We start from the raw sequence: 17362 nt of genomic DNA, 5'->3' as shown, positions 1-17362 counted from the left end.
CGTTTTGGATTCTGTGATTCAAAGATGTGGGTAAAAAATGGTGTAATAAAATTAGAAAATAGTTGCAAATTATTTAGCTTGTGCTTGCCCCCCCCCCCCTAAAACATGTGTATCTATCGTAGAATCTAAAAATATAGGTTCTTTAAGCATTGCCAAATAAGCCTCATTGTCATTGTCTATGCGGCGCACTTCTTGCACTAATTCATCAAGATTTGCAAAATCATGAGCATTGACAAAGGCTTTGGGGTTAAAAGTTGGGCGATATTTGGCATATCGCACATCGCATAATGTGCTATCTCCCCAATAGATTGGGATACAGCCTGCTTCATAGGCTTGCAGGATTTTTTCTGTTACATAGCCCGGATATGAGGAGTTTTCAAAGCAGAGGTTAAATTTATAACCCAAGAGCCACTCATATTTTGATTTTTCAAAATCCTTAAATCTATCGCCTATACGCCCACCGATATTATTCAAATATCGTCCGCCAGAATCCACCTTTTTGTATGCGCAAAGTTTTTTGAAGGCAGTATTGCGAATATGATTGCTACCATTTGAGACAAGAAAAGCACAAAACTTCTCTCGCTTTTCTTGAAAAATTTGCTCTGCCCTTAAGTGTTTTGTGATTGCTCTTGAGGAGATTCCGCATTCTCCGGGAAGAAAAAACAATGGCATACATAAATGCCTATCTCCAAAGTCCATAAAATCAAAGTCTATACCATAGTCTGCGATATTCCAGTCCGTGCGGGTATTTTCACCTGTATAAAATATCCGCACAACTTCTTTTGGAAATTGAAGATTATTTTGTCCAAATGGACCATAAAGCAAGAAATCAGGCTTATTAGAATATTCAATATTATATTTTTGGCTGAGAGCCTGGATAAATGGATTTTTATAGAAATTCTCCTTTGTATCTTGCTCCCACCAATCCACGCAACGCATTTTTATGGTTTTCACTTTTTCTACCTTTTTGTTTTTGAAGCACCCTGCTATGCGGGGCGTTTATTTGATTTTTGCTTAATTTATTCAACTTCTGCGTCAATCACATCATCATCTTTGCCTTTTTGGCTTGCGTTTGGATTCTGTGTATTTTGTGCGTTAGGCTGATCTTTGGCATACATAGCTTCTGCAAGCTTATGGCTGACTTCAGTTAGAGCTTTGATTTTTTCATCGATTTGCTCTTTTGTCGCACTTTCATTTTTAAGCACTTCTTTGAGATCATCAAGTGCTTTTTGGATATTGCTAGTCTCCGCAGGATCGAGTTTATCTTTCATTTCACCGAGTGATTTTTCTGTCTGATACACAAGAGAGTCAGCCATATTGCGAGATTCTATCGCTTCTTTTCGTTTTGCGTCCTCTTCTTTGTGGAGCTCGGCGTCTTTGACCATTTTTTCGATTTCAGAATCTGAAAGCCCGCTTGATCCGCTAATCTTAATTTCTTGAGATTTGCCACTTGCCTTGTCTTTTGCACTCACGGTTAAGATTCCATTAGCATCGATGTCAAAAGTTACTTCGATTTGTGGCACACCACGTGGAGCTGGCGGGATACCTTGCAAGTCAAATCGTCCAAGTGATTTGTTGTCTCGTGCTAGCTCTCGCTCACCTTGCAAAACATGTATAGATACTGCTGGTTGATTATCTTCGGCTGTTGAGAATGTCTGGGTTTTTTTAGCGGGGATAGTCGTTCCTCGATCAATAACCTTTGTCATAACGCCACCAAGTGTCTCAATACCAAGGCTTAGCGGTGTCACATCAAGCAGCAGTACATCTTTGACATCGCCCTTTAGCACGCCGCCTTGTATCGCTGCACCCACAGCCACGACCTCATCGGGATTTACGGATTTGTTAAGATCTTTACTGATAAAGTCTTTTACCCGCTCTTGGACTTTTGGGATTCTCGTAGAGCCGCCCACCATCACTACTTCGCTGATATCGCCCTTGCCAAGCCCAGCGTCTTTTATCACAAAGTCGATTTTCTTAATCGTCTCATCGATTAGATCATCAATAAGGCTCTCAAACTTCGCGCGTGTGAGCTTTTTGACTAAGTGCTTAGGTCCGCTTGCATCAGCGGTGATAAATGGCAAATTAAGCTCTGTCTCTTGCGCGCTTGAGAGCTCTTTTTTGGCATTTTCTGCGGCGTCTTTTAAGCGCTGCAGTGCCATCACATCGCCTTTTATATCAATTCCGCTCTCACTCTTAAATTCACTTGCTGCCCAATCAATAATTCTATTATCAAAGTCATCACCGCCAAGGAAGGCATCGCCACCAGTGGCAAGCACTTCTACGACATTATCGCCAGTCTCAAGCACGGTCACATCAAATGTGCCCCCGCCTAAGTCATACACCATAATCTTTTCAGATTCTTTCTTATCTAGCCCATAGGCAAGTGCCGCGCTTGTGGGCTCATTTATGATTCTAAGCACATTGAGCCCAGCGATTGTGCCAGCCTCTTTTGTCGCCTTGCGCTGAGAGTCGTTAAAATACGCCGGAACGGTGATCACCGCCTCTGTCACGCTCTCGCCCAAGTAAGATTCTGCGTCCTCTTTTAGCTTCATAAGAATCTTTGCTGAGATCTCTTGCGGTGTGTAGATCTTATCATCTATCTCCACCGCGCACGCGCCATTGCGATCGATGATCTTATAGGGTAGGCGCTTCTCAGCCTCTTTTGCCTTGTCTTCGTTAAACATAAGCCCCATAATGCGCTTAATGGAGTAAATCGTTTTCTTTGGATTAGTCACCGCTTGGCGCTTTGCAGGCTCACCTACGAGCACCTCGCCCTTATCGGTAAATGCCACGATTGAAGGCGTGGTATTTTTGCCCTCTTTGTTTGCTATTACTTTTGCTTCATTGCCTTCATACACTGCCATTGCAGAGTTTGTAGTTCCTAAGTCTATTCCAATTACTTTTGCCATTTTGTATCCTTTGTTTTAAGATTAATCATTTTTTGCGACTGCAACCATCGCTGGACGCAGTGTGCGCTCTTTGTATCTGTAACCCTTTTGCATTATCTGGGCAATATGTCCATTTTGCACTTCAGGGTTTGCAACTTGCATGATACATTCATGCGAATTTGGGTCAAATTCGCCACTTGCATCGACTTCTTCTATTCCATGCTTTGAGAGAACTTTAAGGAGATTCTCTTTGATATGAGAGATCCCCTCTAAAATTGCCGGATTATCTTTTGCTGCTTCTTTGGCACTCTCAAGTGCGTCCAAAACAGGCAACAAATCCTTAGCTATTTTTTCATACGCATATTCAAGAGCTTGATTTTTATCGCGCTCAAGACGTTTTTTGGTATTTTCAAAATCCGCATGAACGCGCATATATTTATCCTCAAGCTCTTTAAATGCCTGCTTGATGCTCTCATCATCTGTATGAGGTGATGTTTGCTCTTGCGTATCTTGAGATTTTGTGTTAGATTCTGCGTTTTTTTCTTCTTCCATATACACTCCTTATTTTGAGATTAAGCGACAAGATTAAGCGATATGCTGGTAAAACATTTCGTAATCTTTTTGCAATTTACCAATACATAGCATTTCTGATTCATTGTCTTTAAATATCGCATTATGCGCGATCACGATATAATTGCCATTATTTGGAAAGAAAATATTGTTTTTGGTTTGGCTAAATATATCGCCTTGCAAAATCGCCAAGACTACCTCTGGCTGATGCGCAAGCAATTCATCTAAAAATTGCAGTCCAAAAAAGTGGATTTTGGGTGCGCTTTTGAGGCTACACAACGCTTCTGCAAGATGTTTGGCGCATACATCTTTGGCGATTTTTCTAATATCATCGACATGAAGCCCTACAAGCTCTTGGCAAAAATGAGCCATATTTGGGATAAAAGGAATCGCAATGCGATCATGCTCAAATACCAAAACAATGGCTTTTTGCTCAACTTCAATCACTTCGATAAGCTTTTGTGTGATAATTGGCTTGATGACGCAAGTAACTTCAAACTTTTCGCAATTTTTCGCAATTTTGTCAGAATCTATAATCACAGGGCAGAGTTGCGCGGGATTGAGCGTGCTACGCCAAAAATTCCGCAATGCCATAGGAGTTGGGATTCTGCCACTGCTGATATGGGTTTGCATAATCACACCCTCCTCGCCTAGAATCTTAAAATAATTCCGAATCGTTGCTGAAGAAATTTTCACGCCCAATGAAACTTTCAGAGATTCAGAGCCGATAGGTTCCTGACATCTGATATATTCTTTGATCATTTGATTGAGTAGAAAATCTTTTTTTTGGATCACTTGGAAAACACCTTTATATTTTTAAATATTTTATAAAAACTGCAAAATTGTAACCCACAAAAGTAAATAAAATTAGCATTTAAATAAAAAGATTGCTAAAAATAAGTAAATATGAGTCTTTATCTATAAACTTTAATTAGTTTATATGGTTAAATATTATTTATATCTCTAATCGTAATTTGGTGGAAAATATCCAAAATTATTGCATTATGCATTATTTTTATGTAGAATCTATCGTTCAAATTATGGATTTAAGGGGTTTTATAATGTGCGGAATTGTCGGCTATGTGGGAAATAACGAAAAAAAGCAAATCATTCTTGGTGGCTTGAGAGAGCTTGAATATCGAGGCTATGATTCCGCTGGAATGGCTGTTTTGGCAGATAATGTGCTCCATTCATTTAAAGCTGTCGGCAAGCTTGCAAATCTTGAAAATAAAACTACACATTTTTCATCAAGTGGTTTTGGGCTTGCTATCGGGCATACAAGGTGGGCAACTCATGGCAAGCCAACCGAAAACAACGCTCACCCGCATGCTGGAGAATTTAGCTGTGTAGTGCATAATGGCATTATCGAAAACTACAAAGAACTTAGGGCTTTTTTGGAATCTAGCGGATATACTTTTTTGAGCCAAACTGATACAGAAATTATCGTGCATCTTTTTGAGGAGAATCTCAAATCCCTACAAGACCCAAAGCTTGCCTTTGAAGCGACAATCTCTAAGTTCAAAGGAGCGTTTGCGATTTTGCTGATTACAAAAGTCGCGCCTGATCGGATTTTTTATGCCAAAAATGCTGCGCCACTTATCATAGGAAAAGGCAAAGATGGAATCTATTTTGGCTCATCTGATGCGCCATTGATTGGGCTTGTTGATGAGGTTGTGTATCTTGAAGATGGCGCGATTGGTGATTCTTTGGGGTTTGCAGATCTCACACCAAAGGTTTCTTTCTCGCATAATAGAATCTATGCGCAAAAGGAAGGATTCCGCTATTTTATGGAAAAAGAAATTTATGAGCAAGATAGAGTGCTACTTGAGACGATGATGGGGCGCGTAGGTGAGGGCGATGTCAGCCTTGATGAAATCGATGAGATTGGAGAGACATTATGTGAGAAAATCGATCAGATCACGATTTGTGCGTGTGGGACAAGCTATCACGCAGGAATGGTTGGCAAATATTTATTAGAGCGCAAAGCCAGAATCCGCACAAATGTTGTGATTGCAAGTGAATTCCGCTATGCAAAGCCGATTTTGGGAAAAAATGAATTATTTATCGCTATCTCTCAAAGTGGCGAAACAGCCGATACCCTAGAGGCACTTAAACTTGCCAAAGCGCAAGGGCTAAAGATTCTAGCAATTTGTAATGTCGATAATAGCTCAATTATCCGAGAATCTCATTATAGCCTTTTGACTCGAGCAGGGATAGAAAAGGGTGTGGCAAGCACAAAAGCGTTTGCGACACAAGTTATGGTGCTATGGATATTGAGCGTGTTTTTGGGGAAGAAAAAGGGTGTGATCGATCAAAAAGGAATCCAGAGCGAAGAGCGGGCGATGATTAGCGCGATCAATGCGACTAAAGTCCAGCCCGCACTTCATGATCGTATCAAGCGACTTTCAAAACGTTATTTGCACGGGCATGGGTTTTTCTTTATTGGGCGCGATGTGTTTTATCCATTGGCACTAGAGGGCGCACTCAAGCTCAAAGAGATAAGCTATCTGCATGCGGAGGGTTATCCAAGCGGAGAAATGAAGCATGGACCTATCGCGCTTGTAGATTCTAATCTTTTTACGATTGCTTTAATGCCAAAGCATTTGCTGTTTGATAAAATCTCTTCAAATGTCGAGGAGCTAAGTGCCCGAGATGCGACTATTTGCGCGATCTCTCAAGATGACTTTACATTGGCTGATGATATGGTGCGTATCGCTCCAGCACAAAGCTATATGGAGGAATTTTTTGCGATGATGGTGGTGCTTCAGCTTTTGGCACTAGAGATTGCTGTGCGACTTGGAAATGATGTGGATATGCCACGAAATTTGGCAAAATCTGTAACGGTTGAGTGATTGTAGATTCTAAATTCTAAAAACTCAAAAAATGGATTGCCACGCAAAATTTTTAATTTTGCTCGCAATGACAAGCCTGCTCCATCATTGCGAGGACGATAGGACGAAGCAATCTAAGAATCCAAAATAGAATCTAGAATCTATTTTGGATTCTCCCAAAGTATCGTAATCTTGCATTCATTTCTGTGTGGCTCATCAAATTCAAAGACTTTTTTACACTTCAGATTAAATGGTGGAAGTGAAAGATCAAGTGTTCGCCATTGTGTAGGCAAAATCTCCATATTTGGATTTTCTCCTAGATCATTGGTGATAAGGGCAAATTTATAGCGGGGCAAGATAGTAAGAAATTCTTTAATTTTAGCGTTTGGCAAATGCTGTAAAACATCTTTACAGAGCAAGAGATCAGCACTAGGAAGCACATTAAAATCACCATTATAGTGGGTAAAAGTGATATTTTGTTTATGATATTTGGCATTATTAGAATTTATCACAACACTTGCGACATCAAATCCTTTATACTCAATTCCGCTAAAGTCAATATTTTTTGAAAATTGCCAATCCCCACAGCCCACATCTACTACGCTTTTGATATGATGTGTGCGGAAAAAATCTTGTAAATAAGCTACATAGTTTGCGCAGAGATTTTCATCTGACCCGCTGCCTGAGCCATTTCCCCATTGGTTTGTTTTATAGACAACATTAAAAAGTGCGTTAAGATTGTTTGTATTTGTTTCAAGAAGGAGTTGGTGTATAAAGCGAGTTTTACTCAGAATCTCTTCTGTATCCCCCCCCCCCTAATAAGCCTATCTCTTAGCTTTTTAAGTTTATTTTTCATATTTTTCCTTTATTTGTTTTGTTTAAGTTTGCAAGTCTAGCAAAAGATATATAAGTAAGCGATAAAATCTATATAATCATTTAATCTCACTTTTTACCTTTTACTTCATTGCCTCATTTTCTATTTTTTGCTTCGTTGTTCGCGTCTTTTAAGCGCGTCTTGATAACGTCTTTTTTCAATCGCTGTTCTTGGCTCAAGTGGCGGAATTGGCATAGTTTTGCCATCTTGAAATGCCACCATTGTAAAGTAGCAGCTCACACAATGTGTAACATATTGTTCTTTGATGTTTTCGCTAATGACTTTTATGCCGATTTCACAGCTCGTCCTACCGGTGTAATTCACACTCGCTAAAAATGTCAAAAGTGTGCCAATGGGTATGGGCTGACGAAATACCACACTCTCTACGCTCATCGTTATAACGCCGATTCCACAATATCGAGTCCCGCACGCATACGCGACTTGATCAAGAAGCTTGAGGAGCTCTCCGCCATGCATAAGTCCGCTAAAATTTGCCATAGAAGGCGTAACCAATACATTCATTGTCAAATAGCGATTATCCATAGCTTTTTCTAAGTGAGATTCTGATTCCATTGCAATCCTCCATAAATTATTGATGAGCTAGATTTTAACATACTTTGCTATAATGCAAAAATTATTTTGGTAGATGGCGATAACAAAACAAACGGAGAAAGATAAATGAAACTTTTGCTTACAGGTGGTAGTGGCTATATAGGATCTCACACAGCATATTGTTTGCTTCAGAATCTTGATTGTGAAATTGTGATACTTGATAATTTCAGCACAGGCTTTAGAGAGAATTTTTTGTATTTGCAGGCGGTATATCCTAAGAGGGTGCGTTTGGTTACAATGGATTTGGGCGATTTGGCGGGGCTTGAGATGTTGCTTGGCGCAGAAAATGTTGATAAAAAGGGCTTTGATGCAGTGCTTCATTTTGGTGCGTCATTGATTGTCAGTGAATCCGTAGAAAAGCCACTTTTATACTACAAAAATAATGTGATTAATACTATAAACCTTATAGATTTATGCATCAAACATAAGATAAAAAACTTCATCTTTTCTTCGACTGCGGCGGTGTATGGCGAGCCAGATTCTAGCTTGATCCCAGTAAAAGAGAGTGCGCCATTACTTCCTATCAATCCTTATGGAAGCTCAAAAATGATGAGTGAAATGGTGATGAGAGATGTAAGCGCGGTTGAGGATTTTTGCTATATCGCATTGCGGTATTTTAATGTCGCAGGCTCAAGTATGGCTAACAATCCAAAAGATCTTTCGCAGAATCTAGGACTTGGACAACGAGCCAAAAACGCCACGCATTTAATCAAAATCGCCACACAATGCGCGACACACAAACGCGATGAGATGTTTATATTTGGAGATGATTATCCTACGCTTGATGGGACTTGCATACGAGATTATATTCATATTGATGATTTGGCAAGCGCACATTTGGTGGCATTGGAGTTTTTATTACAGCACAAAAAAAGCGAGATTTTTAATGTCGGCTACAATCAAGGATATAGCGTAAAAGAAGTGATTGATTGCGTAAAAAAGGTTAGTGGAGTTGATTTTTGTGTCAAAAACGCACCGCGTAGAGATGGCGATCCGGCTATGTTGATTGCGAGCAATGAAAGGCTTTTGTCTTTGACGCATTGGAAGCCACGATATAATGATTTAGAGTTGATTGTCAAAAGTGCGTATGAATGGGAAAGGTTTTTAAAATAATCTTAGCAATAGCCTTATTTTATTGTATTGTTTAATCAAATTTGGCATATTTAGGCTTTTAAAAATTACAAAAAAAGGACAATAAAATGGAAAAAATCGGAATTTTTTATGGTAGCGATGGCGGTAACTCAAAAAATATAGCTGAAAGCATAGCAAGCCAAATCGGTGGTGCGGAAGTGTTTGATGTGGCTTCAGCAAACAAAGCTCAATTTGCAGGCTTTAAAAATCTTATTTTGGTTACCCCAACTTATGGAGCAGGTGATTTGCAAACTGATTGGGAGGATTTTTTGGATACGCTAAGTGATGATGATTTTAGCGGAAAAGTTGTCGCTTTGGTTGGGGTTGGCGATCAAGATACATATTCTGATACATTCTGTGATGGCATTTCTCATATCTACAACAAAGCCAAATCAAGCGCAAAAATCATCGGGCAAACTTCAACAGACGGATATGATTTTGCAGATTCTCAATCCGTAGTCGATGGAAAGTTCGTTGGTTTGGTGCTTGATGAGGATAATCAAGACGATCAAACTGCAGATAGGATTAAAAATTGGGTCGCAAGCATTAAAGGTAGTTTTGCTTAATATACTCCATAGATTCCATAGATTCTATGTTGTTTTGACGCACTTTACCCGTTATATTTTAAGGCTTACTAAAGAATCTAGACTTTACAGAATCTATTTTTAGATTCTGTTTTTTAGTCATTACATAATCACGCAAGGCATTGTATTTATTCTTTATATTTTATTTTTCTGGATTATTCTGCTTTTGTAAAGCATCAGTTAGATTCTAGATTCTATGGAAATTAGAATCTAGAATCTGTCGTTTTTGTCGTCATTGCGAAGCCCTTCAGGGCTGTGGCAATCTATAAGAACCCACTTTTAGAATCCTAGAATCTAAACATTAATCTTACTTCTCAATTTTTTTTAAGCTTAACACATTACAATTTTTGGCAATATTTAAAATCTTAAAAATATCAAGAATCCCAAAGGATATGACAAAATGTTACCATTGCAAAAAATCCAAGAAGCAAGGCAAACGATCGCGCCTATTATCGAATACATTCCGCTTTCATTTGCGCCTAGACTTAGCTCATTACTTCAGACAAATATCTATCTCAAAAAAGAAAATCTCCAGCGCACAGGCGCATTTAAAATCCGCGGGGCGTTTAACAAAATCGCCTCAATGGACAAAAAGCTAAGAGCCAATGGTGTAATCGCTGCAAGTGCCGGTAATCACGCACAAGGCGTGGCGTATTCGGCGTCATATTTTCAGATTCCAGCAATCATTGTCATGCCGGAAGCAACGCCCCTACTTAAAGTCCTCTCGACGAAATCACTAGGCGCAGAAGTTGTGCTACATGGCGATAATTATGATGAATCCTACGCTAAAGCCGCGCAAATTGCCAAAGAGCGCAATCTTAGCTTTATCCACCCATTTGCTGATGAGGAAGTCATCGCCGGACAAGGCACAATCGCCCTAGAGATGATAGAGGATCAGGATTTGGATTATGTGCTTGTGCCTATTGGTGGTGGTGGGCTTATAAGCGGAATCCTCTCAGCCTACAAAGCCCTAAAACCACATACAAAAATTATCGGCATAACCGCAAAAGGCGCGCCAGCAATGCGAGAGAGCTTTTATTCAAAGCAAATCCACAATGCAAAGTCTGTCCGCACAATCGCTGATGGAATCGCCGTTCGAGATGTCAATGTGCTGAATTTTAGCTACATTTGTGAAGGAGTTGATGCGATTATTGAAGTTGATGATGAGGAGATAGCTTCAGCTATTTTGTATCTGCTTGAAAATCAAAAGCTTGTCGTTGAAGGTGCCGGAGCCACAGGGATTGCTGCACTTATGCATAACAAACTGCCACTAAAGCCCAATGATAAAGTCGGAGTCGTGCTTAGTGGTGGCAATATCGATGTAACAATGCTTAATCTAATCATTCAAAAAGGGCTTATCAAATCACATAGAAGAATGCATTTTCAAGTCGTGCTTGTCGATAAAGCAGGCTCATTACAATCTCTTACAAACATCTTAACCAAAGTCGATGCAAACATCGTCCAAATCGATTTTGATCGCACTTCAGCAAGCCTTGCTTATGGTGATGCGTATGTGATTATCGCCCTTGAGACAAAAGGAGAATCTCATCAAAAACAAATCCGCCAAGAACTTAAGGCAAACGGATATGACTTCAAAGAAATACTCTAAAGATTCTCTTCGCTCATATCTGCAACTCCGCCTTGCGATATGGCTTGAAAAGCACTCGCACACAAAGCGCAAATTTACAATCATTGATGTGTGGTTTGTGATTTTGCTTAGTATCAATATCTTAAGTCTTTTATTTATGGTATCAGAAATCTCAATTAGCTTCAAAGAAAGCGAGAAGCTTTTGTTTCCATCTTCGCTTTTGTTTTGGTGGATTGATTTTGTAACTGAAATATTTGGAGCAAATGATTATAGCTTGCGAGGAAGTTGCATTGCTATCCATTGCTGTAATGTGATTTTGCTTTATATGATTGGCAGATTGTATCTCAAAAAGCCAAGCGATAGTTTGTTTTTGGTCGCGATATACATGCTTTTGCCCGGAATTAATTTTAGTGCGATTTTGCTTTATGAGAGTGGATTTATTATTTTTATGCTTTTGCTGATATGCTATATCCATTTGCGCTATAAGCGGATTCCATATATTCTTATCTTTGCAGGCGGACTTCTTAATCTCGCCCTAAGCGTGCTATTTATCGCTCTTGGAATCTATGCGATACGACACAAAAAGACAAAAACATTTATCGCTTGCATTGTCGGCTTTGGGATCAATATGTTTGCGTATTCTAGCGATATTGGCGGGACTCCAAGCGCGCATTTTCTTGATGCGCTAGGTGAGTTGGCGATGTTATTTTCGCCTTTTTTGTTTCTTTATTATATTTATGCGCTTTATGCTGGAGTTGCGCGTAGAAAAGATGATACATTGATGATATATATTTCTGTATCAGGGCTTATCCTCACACTTTTGCTGTCATTTCGTCAAGAAATCAATATTATGAATTTTGCGCCTTTGTGTGTGGTTGGCTTGCCAATTATGGTGTTTGATTTTTTTAATAATATGCGCGTAAGGCTCAAAATCTATCGCTTAAAGTTTAAGGTCAGAATCTTTATCATTTGTGGTGTGCTTTGCCTTGAGACATTTATGATTTTTGGTAATAAACTCACCTATCTTTTTAGCCCAAAGCCAAACTTTGCTTCAAATTATTATATCGCCAAAGATCTCGCGCATATTCTTCTATCTTCAAACATCAATGGCATAAAAATTCAAGATCACAAGCTTGCGCTGCGACTTAATTTTTATGGAATCAATGCTGGAAATACATACTGCTTATATAGTGATACAAAGCACCAAACAAAGCACAAAGGAGAGACAATCACAATCAAATATCTAGGCGTAGTAGTGGCGCGATATACATTAGTCAAAAATAATGCTTGTCGCATTTAGCATAAATTAGCATAAATCAGGATATTAAATGGGCTTATTTAGATATTTACAGCATTGCCAAAAGCTTGAGAGATAAAGATGTGCGCTGCATTTAGTGTATTAGAATTTGTTTTTGTGATTGTGCTTGCTGGGATTGTTTTTGGGTTTGGGATTCCAAAGCTTAATATCTCGCTTCATATGGCTGCCTCATCTTTGCTCGCGCACATTCGCTACACACAGCATTTAGCCCTCAATGACTCGCTTAGATTCTACACTTTAGGGCAGACGAACTTCCTCACTTCTATGCACCCATCAATCAACGCCCAAAAACTGCTTGATGATAAAAATTTCTGGCAAATCCAATTCCACCAAAGCGGAATCTACACGTTCAATAGTTATAGTATATTTTTTGATACGCCAAGAACTTCAGCCACGACAGATAGAGATAATCAGCCAATGCCCGGCGATATTATCGCTATCAATGGACAAAACAAAAAATGCCTCTCAGGATACAGCAATGTCAATGTCGCGATAGAATGTCGCAACAATATGGAAATCAATGTGCGATTGCATGAATATTATGGCATAGAATCTATCAGCCTTGTAAGCCCTGATGCGTGCCAAGAGATGGGGACTTTTAGGATTTTGTTTAACGCATTTGGAGAGCCTTTTTGCTCCAAACTCGCCACACCACTCACGCAACCACTTCGGATTATCCTCACCAAAAACAACCAAAGCAAAACAATCTGTGTGCTTCATAAAACCGGATTTAGCTTTATTTCAAAAGACGATCAATGCAGAATCTAAATCCAAATCAGAATCTAGCACAAAATCCAAAGCAACAGCAAAATCTAAAACAACAATCTGCGCAGAATCCAAAATCTACCAAAACGCAAAATCAAATACAGAATCTAGATTCTAAAAATCTAGCGCGCAATCTAAAACCAACACAAAATCTAACCCAGAATCTAACCCAGAATCTAACCCAGAATCTAAACAAGCCAAATGTTGCTATTATGGCGGATTTTGACATCGCCAAACGACCGCGCCCATTTGCATTGACGCAGATTCTCAAAACAAAGTGCAATCTTTTTCTCATCGCTAGAGAATGCTCGCATATCAAAGGCACGCAAAGCTTTAGCTTTCCACCGCCACGCACAAATGCCTCAACGCGCACACAACAAGAAAAACAAATTTTGCGCCACAACTGCATTCACCGCAATTTTGCGCCACTTATTTACACACCAAATCGATTACATATCACAGAGATTCTGCGCTCATTGCCAAAGATGGATTTGCTTATTGTTGAAGATATTACGCTTCTGCCCTTTGCAAGCGAGTATAAAGCCATTCATCATTGCAAGATTGTGCTTGATTTGCGCGAATTTTATCCGCTCGAATATGAGGACAAACAATGGCAAGAGACTTTGGGGCAGTTTTTTTATTTTTTGTGCCAAAATTATCTCAAAAATGCTAATTTGTGCTTGTGCGTGAGTGAAAATATCGCCAAAAGATATAAGCAAGAGTTTGGCATAGATTCTAGAATCTATTATTCATTGCCTGCATTTTTTGATATGCGCCCTACATCAATCCATAAGCCAATAGAAATTATTTATCATGGATTTATTAGTATTGATCGGGATTCGTATAATCTCATAGAGCTTGCTAAGATTTTGGGTGATGATTTTTTGGTAAATCTCATGGTAGTAAGCCACAATCAAGAGCTATTAGATCATTTTACACATACCGCCAAAAAAGTTCCTAATATCCGCATTTTACCGCCTGTTGCTATGCAGGAGATTATTCCATTTTGCAATCGCTTTGATATAGGAATCCTAAGCTTGCAGCCAAATAGCTTCAATAACGCCAATGCTATGCCAAATAAGCTATTTGAATATATCCAAAGTCGGCTTTGTGTGATCTCAACCCCAATACAATCCATCGCAACATTTCTTCAAACATATCAAGTAGGCGTTGTTTCTTTGGGTTTTACGCCCTCACATCTTGCCTGCACGATCCGCTCATTAAGCCCAAAACAGATTCTCTTTCATAAAGAGCAATCGCATTTTTATGCCAAATCATTAAGTATAGAATCCAATCAGCACAAAATAATGGAGTTTTTGAAGGAATTAGAAATATTGTAAGGATTTAGATTCTGCTTTGCAGAGAATCTAGAATCTATTTTTGCTATCATTACTCCTCAAATCAAACTCAAAGGACACACCATGAATCACAAACCCTATCTCAAGCAATTTCCTGATGAAAAAGGCTTTTTTGGCGCGTATGGTGGAAGCTATGTGCCTGAAAATATCGCAAAAGCAATGGAAGAGATTAATACCGCGTATAATCTCATCGCGCAAAATAGCGACTTTATCGCCGAGCTTCGCAAAATCCGCAAGCACTTTCAAGGGCGTCCCACGCCAATTTACTTCGCGCACAATCTCACCCACAAATACGGCGGTGCTGGAATCTACCTCAAACGCGAAGATCTTAATCACACCGGCGCACACAAGCTCAATCACTGCATGGGCGAGGGTTTGCTTGCCAAATTTATGGGCAAAAAAAAGCTCATCGCAGAAACAGGAGCAGGACAGCATGGAGTCGCGCTTGCCACGGCAGCAGCATATTTTGGGCTTGAGTGCGAGATACACATGGGAGAAGTTGATATTGCAAAAGAGCACCCAAATGTCGTGCGAATGAAGATTCTCGGCGCAAAGGTTGTGCCTGTGAGCTTTGGGGCAAAAACCCTTAAAGAAGCGGTAGATTCTGCGTTTGAGGCATATCTCAAAGATCCTATCAATAGCATGTATGCAATCGGCTCTGTCGTAGGTCCTCACCCATTTCCTAAAATGGTGCGCGATTTTCAGACGATTGTCGGTGTAGAATCTAAAGAGCAGTTTTTGGAGATGACAGGCGAATTGCCCGATATTGTGATCGCTTGCGTTGGCGGAGGAAGTAATGCTATGGGTATTTTTAGCGGATTTATCGATGATGCAGTGGAGCTTATTGGTGTTGAGCCATTAGGAATGGGTGATGCCCTTGGCGATCACGCAGCAAGTCTGACTTATGGAAGTGAGGGCATTATGCATGGATTTAATTCGATTATGCTTAAAAGCTCTGATAATAATCCAGCACCTGTGTATAGCATAGCAAGCGGGCTAGATTATCCATCAGTTGGTCCAGAGCACGCCTACCTTCACCATATCAAACGCACGCAAGTTGCGACTATAAGCGACAAAGAAGCCATAAGTGCGTTTTTTGATCTTAGCAAGCAAGAAGGCATTATCCCCGCGATAGAATCTAGCCATGCTCTAGCCCATGCGCTCAAAATCGCGCCCACACTCAAAGGCAAAAAAATCCTTGTCAATCTTAGCGGAAGAGGCGATAAAGATATTGATTTTGTCGTAGAAAAATATGGCTATGGAGAATCCTTATAGTTACATATTTTCATATTTTTGCATTTGTGTGTCAAATTGTGGAATGGATTAAGTTTGGTTATTTTAAGATAAACAAAAAGAGGTGAAAATATGGGATTTATCGAGACAATCAAGCAACAAGCCAAGCAAAACAAAAAAACAATCATCTTACCCGAGACGCAAGATATACGCACTTTGCAAGCCGCGCATGTGATTTTGCAAGAAGGCTTTGCAAATCTTATCCTCATAGGCAATCAAGCCAAAATCAAAGATTCTGCCCCTCATCTCAATCTATCAGGAGCGAGTTTTTATGATCCAAGCACTTCAGATCTCATAGAGCAGTTTGCGCATCTTTTTGTCGAGCTTCGCGGGCATAAAGGTATGGATTTTGCCACAGCAAAAGATTTGCTTTTGCATAATCCACTTTACTTTGGGGTCGCGCTTATCAAGTCTAAAATGGCTGATGGTATGGTAGCAGGAGCAATAAATGCAACTTCTGATGTGTTGCGATGTGGGCTGCAAATCATCGGCACGGCGAGTGATTCCAAGCTTGTTTCGTCATTTTTTATGATGATTGTGCCAGATTGTGAATATGGGCTCAATGGGACATTTTTATTTGCGGATTGCGGGCTTTGCCAGAATCCAAACGCCAAAGAGCTTGCCAATATCGCTCTATCATCAGCCAAAAGCTTTCAAGCGATCACAAATGCTAAACCAATCGTAGGAATGCTTAGTCATTCTACCTATGGAAGCGCAAAGCATAGCGATGTGGATAAAGTCATCGAGGCGACACATATCGCCAAAGCACTAGATCCAACGCTCCTCATCGATGGCGAATTGCAACTTGATGCGGCGATAGTGCCTAGTGTCGGTGCGTCAAAAGCCAAAGGCTCAAATGTAGCAGGCAAGGCAAATGTGCTGATTTTTCCGGATTTGGACGCGGGCAATATCGGCTACAAGCTCGTCCAAAGACTTGCCAAAGCAGAGGCTTATGGTCCTATCACGCAGGGAATGGCAGCACCGATTAATGATCTCTCGCGCGGGTGTAGTTTTGAAGATATTGTAGGCGTGGTAGCGATTACGGCATTACAAGCGCAAAACAATCCACAATAAGTTTCATTGCGAAGTTTTTGTTATTTTGCTTTGTCATTACGAGGTTTTATTTTGTTATTCTAAACGACAGCATATTACAAGTGAAACTTCGTCATTACTTAAGCCTTCACAGAAAGCGAAGAATCCAAAAAGAATTGTCATTGCGAGACTTCGCAAGAAGTCGTGGCAATCCACTTTTTGATTTTTAGATTCTAGAATCTTTGGCAAGTCTTAAGAATAACAAAGTAAATTCTAAAATATTTTAAGCTTCACCCACCGCAATGATGACAAAACCACAAAAATTTCTGCACTCGCTCCTATTTTATTTTTGTTTCAAAATTTCACATTCATTTCACATTTTTATTTTGAGAATTGTTTTTAAGACTAATTTTAGATTCTGCTAATTATAGTAATGAGTCTTAAGAGTGATAAATTACCTTAAAAAACACTTAAGAAATACATAGTAAATTTAACCAAGAAAGGATTATCAATTGAAA

The 17362-nt window shown here is 39.7% G+C and carries 15 protein-coding genes; 9 read left to right on the top strand and 6 right to left on the bottom strand.

Annotation, left to right across the window (positions count from 1 at the left end; translation table 11 throughout):
- Nucleotides 1-69 precede the first annotated feature (69 nt).
- From DY109_RS01510 to DY109_RS01495, 4 genes are all read right to left on the bottom strand, one after another.
- Entirely contained in the window at nucleotides 70-954 is an 885-nt protein-coding gene (locus tag DY109_RS01510) for a glycosyltransferase family 10 domain-containing protein (protein ID WP_112058306.1), read from the bottom strand.
- A gap of 65 nt (nucleotides 955-1019) precedes the next feature.
- Nucleotides 1020-2909: a molecular chaperone DnaK gene (gene dnaK / locus DY109_RS01505; RefSeq protein ID WP_023946795.1), complete on the bottom strand. Its 1890-nt coding sequence runs from the start codon at nucleotides 2907-2909 to the stop codon at nucleotides 1020-1022.
- A gap of 21 nt (nucleotides 2910-2930) precedes the next feature.
- Entirely contained in the window at nucleotides 2931-3440 is a 510-nt protein-coding gene (grpE, locus tag DY109_RS01500) for a nucleotide exchange factor GrpE (RefSeq protein WP_023946794.1), read from the bottom strand.
- A gap of 33 nt (nucleotides 3441-3473) precedes the next feature.
- Nucleotides 3474-4253, bottom strand: a complete 780-nt coding sequence (locus DY109_RS01495) for a hypothetical protein (RefSeq protein ID WP_034549198.1) — start codon at nucleotides 4251-4253, stop codon at nucleotides 3474-3476.
- 266 nt (nucleotides 4254-4519) lie between these two features.
- On the opposite strand from DY109_RS01495, the gene glmS reads away from it, so the two are divergent.
- Nucleotides 4520-6310 (top strand): glutamine--fructose-6-phosphate transaminase (isomerizing), encoded by a 1791-nt coding sequence (gene glmS / locus DY109_RS01490; RefSeq protein ID WP_034549195.1) that lies wholly within the window; start codon nucleotides 4520-4522, stop codon nucleotides 6308-6310.
- Nucleotides 6311-6450: 140 nt separating this feature from the next.
- Here the strand turns inward: glmS and DY109_RS01485 are convergent, their stop codons facing one another.
- Both DY109_RS01485 and DY109_RS01480 read right to left on the bottom strand, forming a co-directional pair.
- On the bottom strand, nucleotides 6451-7062 hold the full coding sequence (locus tag DY109_RS01485) for a methyltransferase (RefSeq protein WP_258552870.1): 612 nt from the start codon (nucleotides 7060-7062) through the stop codon (nucleotides 6451-6453).
- A gap of 203 nt (nucleotides 7063-7265) precedes the next feature.
- Nucleotides 7266-7736: an acyl-CoA thioesterase gene (locus DY109_RS01480; RefSeq protein ID WP_023946789.1), complete on the bottom strand. Its 471-nt coding sequence runs from the start codon at nucleotides 7734-7736 to the stop codon at nucleotides 7266-7268.
- Between the two features lie 105 nt (nucleotides 7737-7841).
- On the opposite strand from DY109_RS01480, the gene galE reads away from it, so the two are divergent.
- The 8 genes from galE (at nucleotide 7842) to pta (ending at nucleotide 16886) form a co-directional block, all read left to right on the top strand.
- Entirely contained in the window at nucleotides 7842-8888 is a 1047-nt protein-coding gene (gene galE / locus DY109_RS01475) for a UDP-glucose 4-epimerase GalE (protein WP_023946785.1), read from the top strand.
- Nucleotides 8889-8974: 86 nt separating this feature from the next.
- Nucleotides 8975-9472, top strand: a complete 498-nt coding sequence (locus tag DY109_RS01470; protein ID WP_023946783.1) for a flavodoxin — start codon at nucleotides 8975-8977, stop codon at nucleotides 9470-9472.
- Nucleotides 9473-9890: 418 nt separating this feature from the next.
- On the top strand, nucleotides 9891-11099 hold the full coding sequence (ilvA, locus tag DY109_RS01465; RefSeq protein WP_023946781.1) for a threonine ammonia-lyase: 1209 nt from the start codon (nucleotides 9891-9893) through the stop codon (nucleotides 11097-11099).
- Nucleotides 11077-12378 (top strand): glycosyltransferase family 39 protein, encoded by a 1302-nt coding sequence (locus DY109_RS01460; protein WP_023946779.1) that lies wholly within the window; start codon nucleotides 11077-11079, stop codon nucleotides 12376-12378. Before ilvA ends, DY109_RS01460 begins: the two co-directional genes overlap by 23 nt.
- A gap of 78 nt (nucleotides 12379-12456) precedes the next feature.
- A complete protein-coding gene (locus DY109_RS01455; protein WP_023946777.1) occupies nucleotides 12457-13164 on the top strand; it encodes a pilus assembly FimT family protein in 708 nt (235 codons plus the stop codon).
- Entirely contained in the window at nucleotides 13152-14501 is a 1350-nt protein-coding gene (locus DY109_RS01450; RefSeq protein WP_023946775.1) for a glycosyltransferase family protein, read from the top strand. Before DY109_RS01455 ends, DY109_RS01450 begins: the two co-directional genes overlap by 13 nt.
- Before the next feature lie 81 nt (nucleotides 14502-14582).
- Complete coding sequence (gene trpB / locus DY109_RS01445) at nucleotides 14583-15794, top strand: tryptophan synthase subunit beta (protein ID WP_023946774.1); 1212 nt, start codon at nucleotides 14583-14585, stop codon at nucleotides 15792-15794.
- 90 nt (nucleotides 15795-15884) lie between these two features.
- The gene (pta, locus tag DY109_RS01440; protein ID WP_023946772.1) at nucleotides 15885-16886 is read left to right on the top strand and encodes a phosphate acetyltransferase; all 1002 of its coding nucleotides are present in this window, start codon (nucleotides 15885-15887) and stop codon (nucleotides 16884-16886) included.
- Nucleotides 16887-17362 lie beyond the last annotated feature (476 nt).

It is taken from the genome of Helicobacter fennelliae, from assembly GCF_900451005.1.
Lineage (GTDB): Bacteria > Campylobacterota > Campylobacteria > Campylobacterales > Helicobacteraceae > Helicobacter_B > Helicobacter_B fennelliae.
Note: the sequence above shows the minus strand (reverse complement) of the source record. Positions and strands in the feature narration are given on the sequence as shown.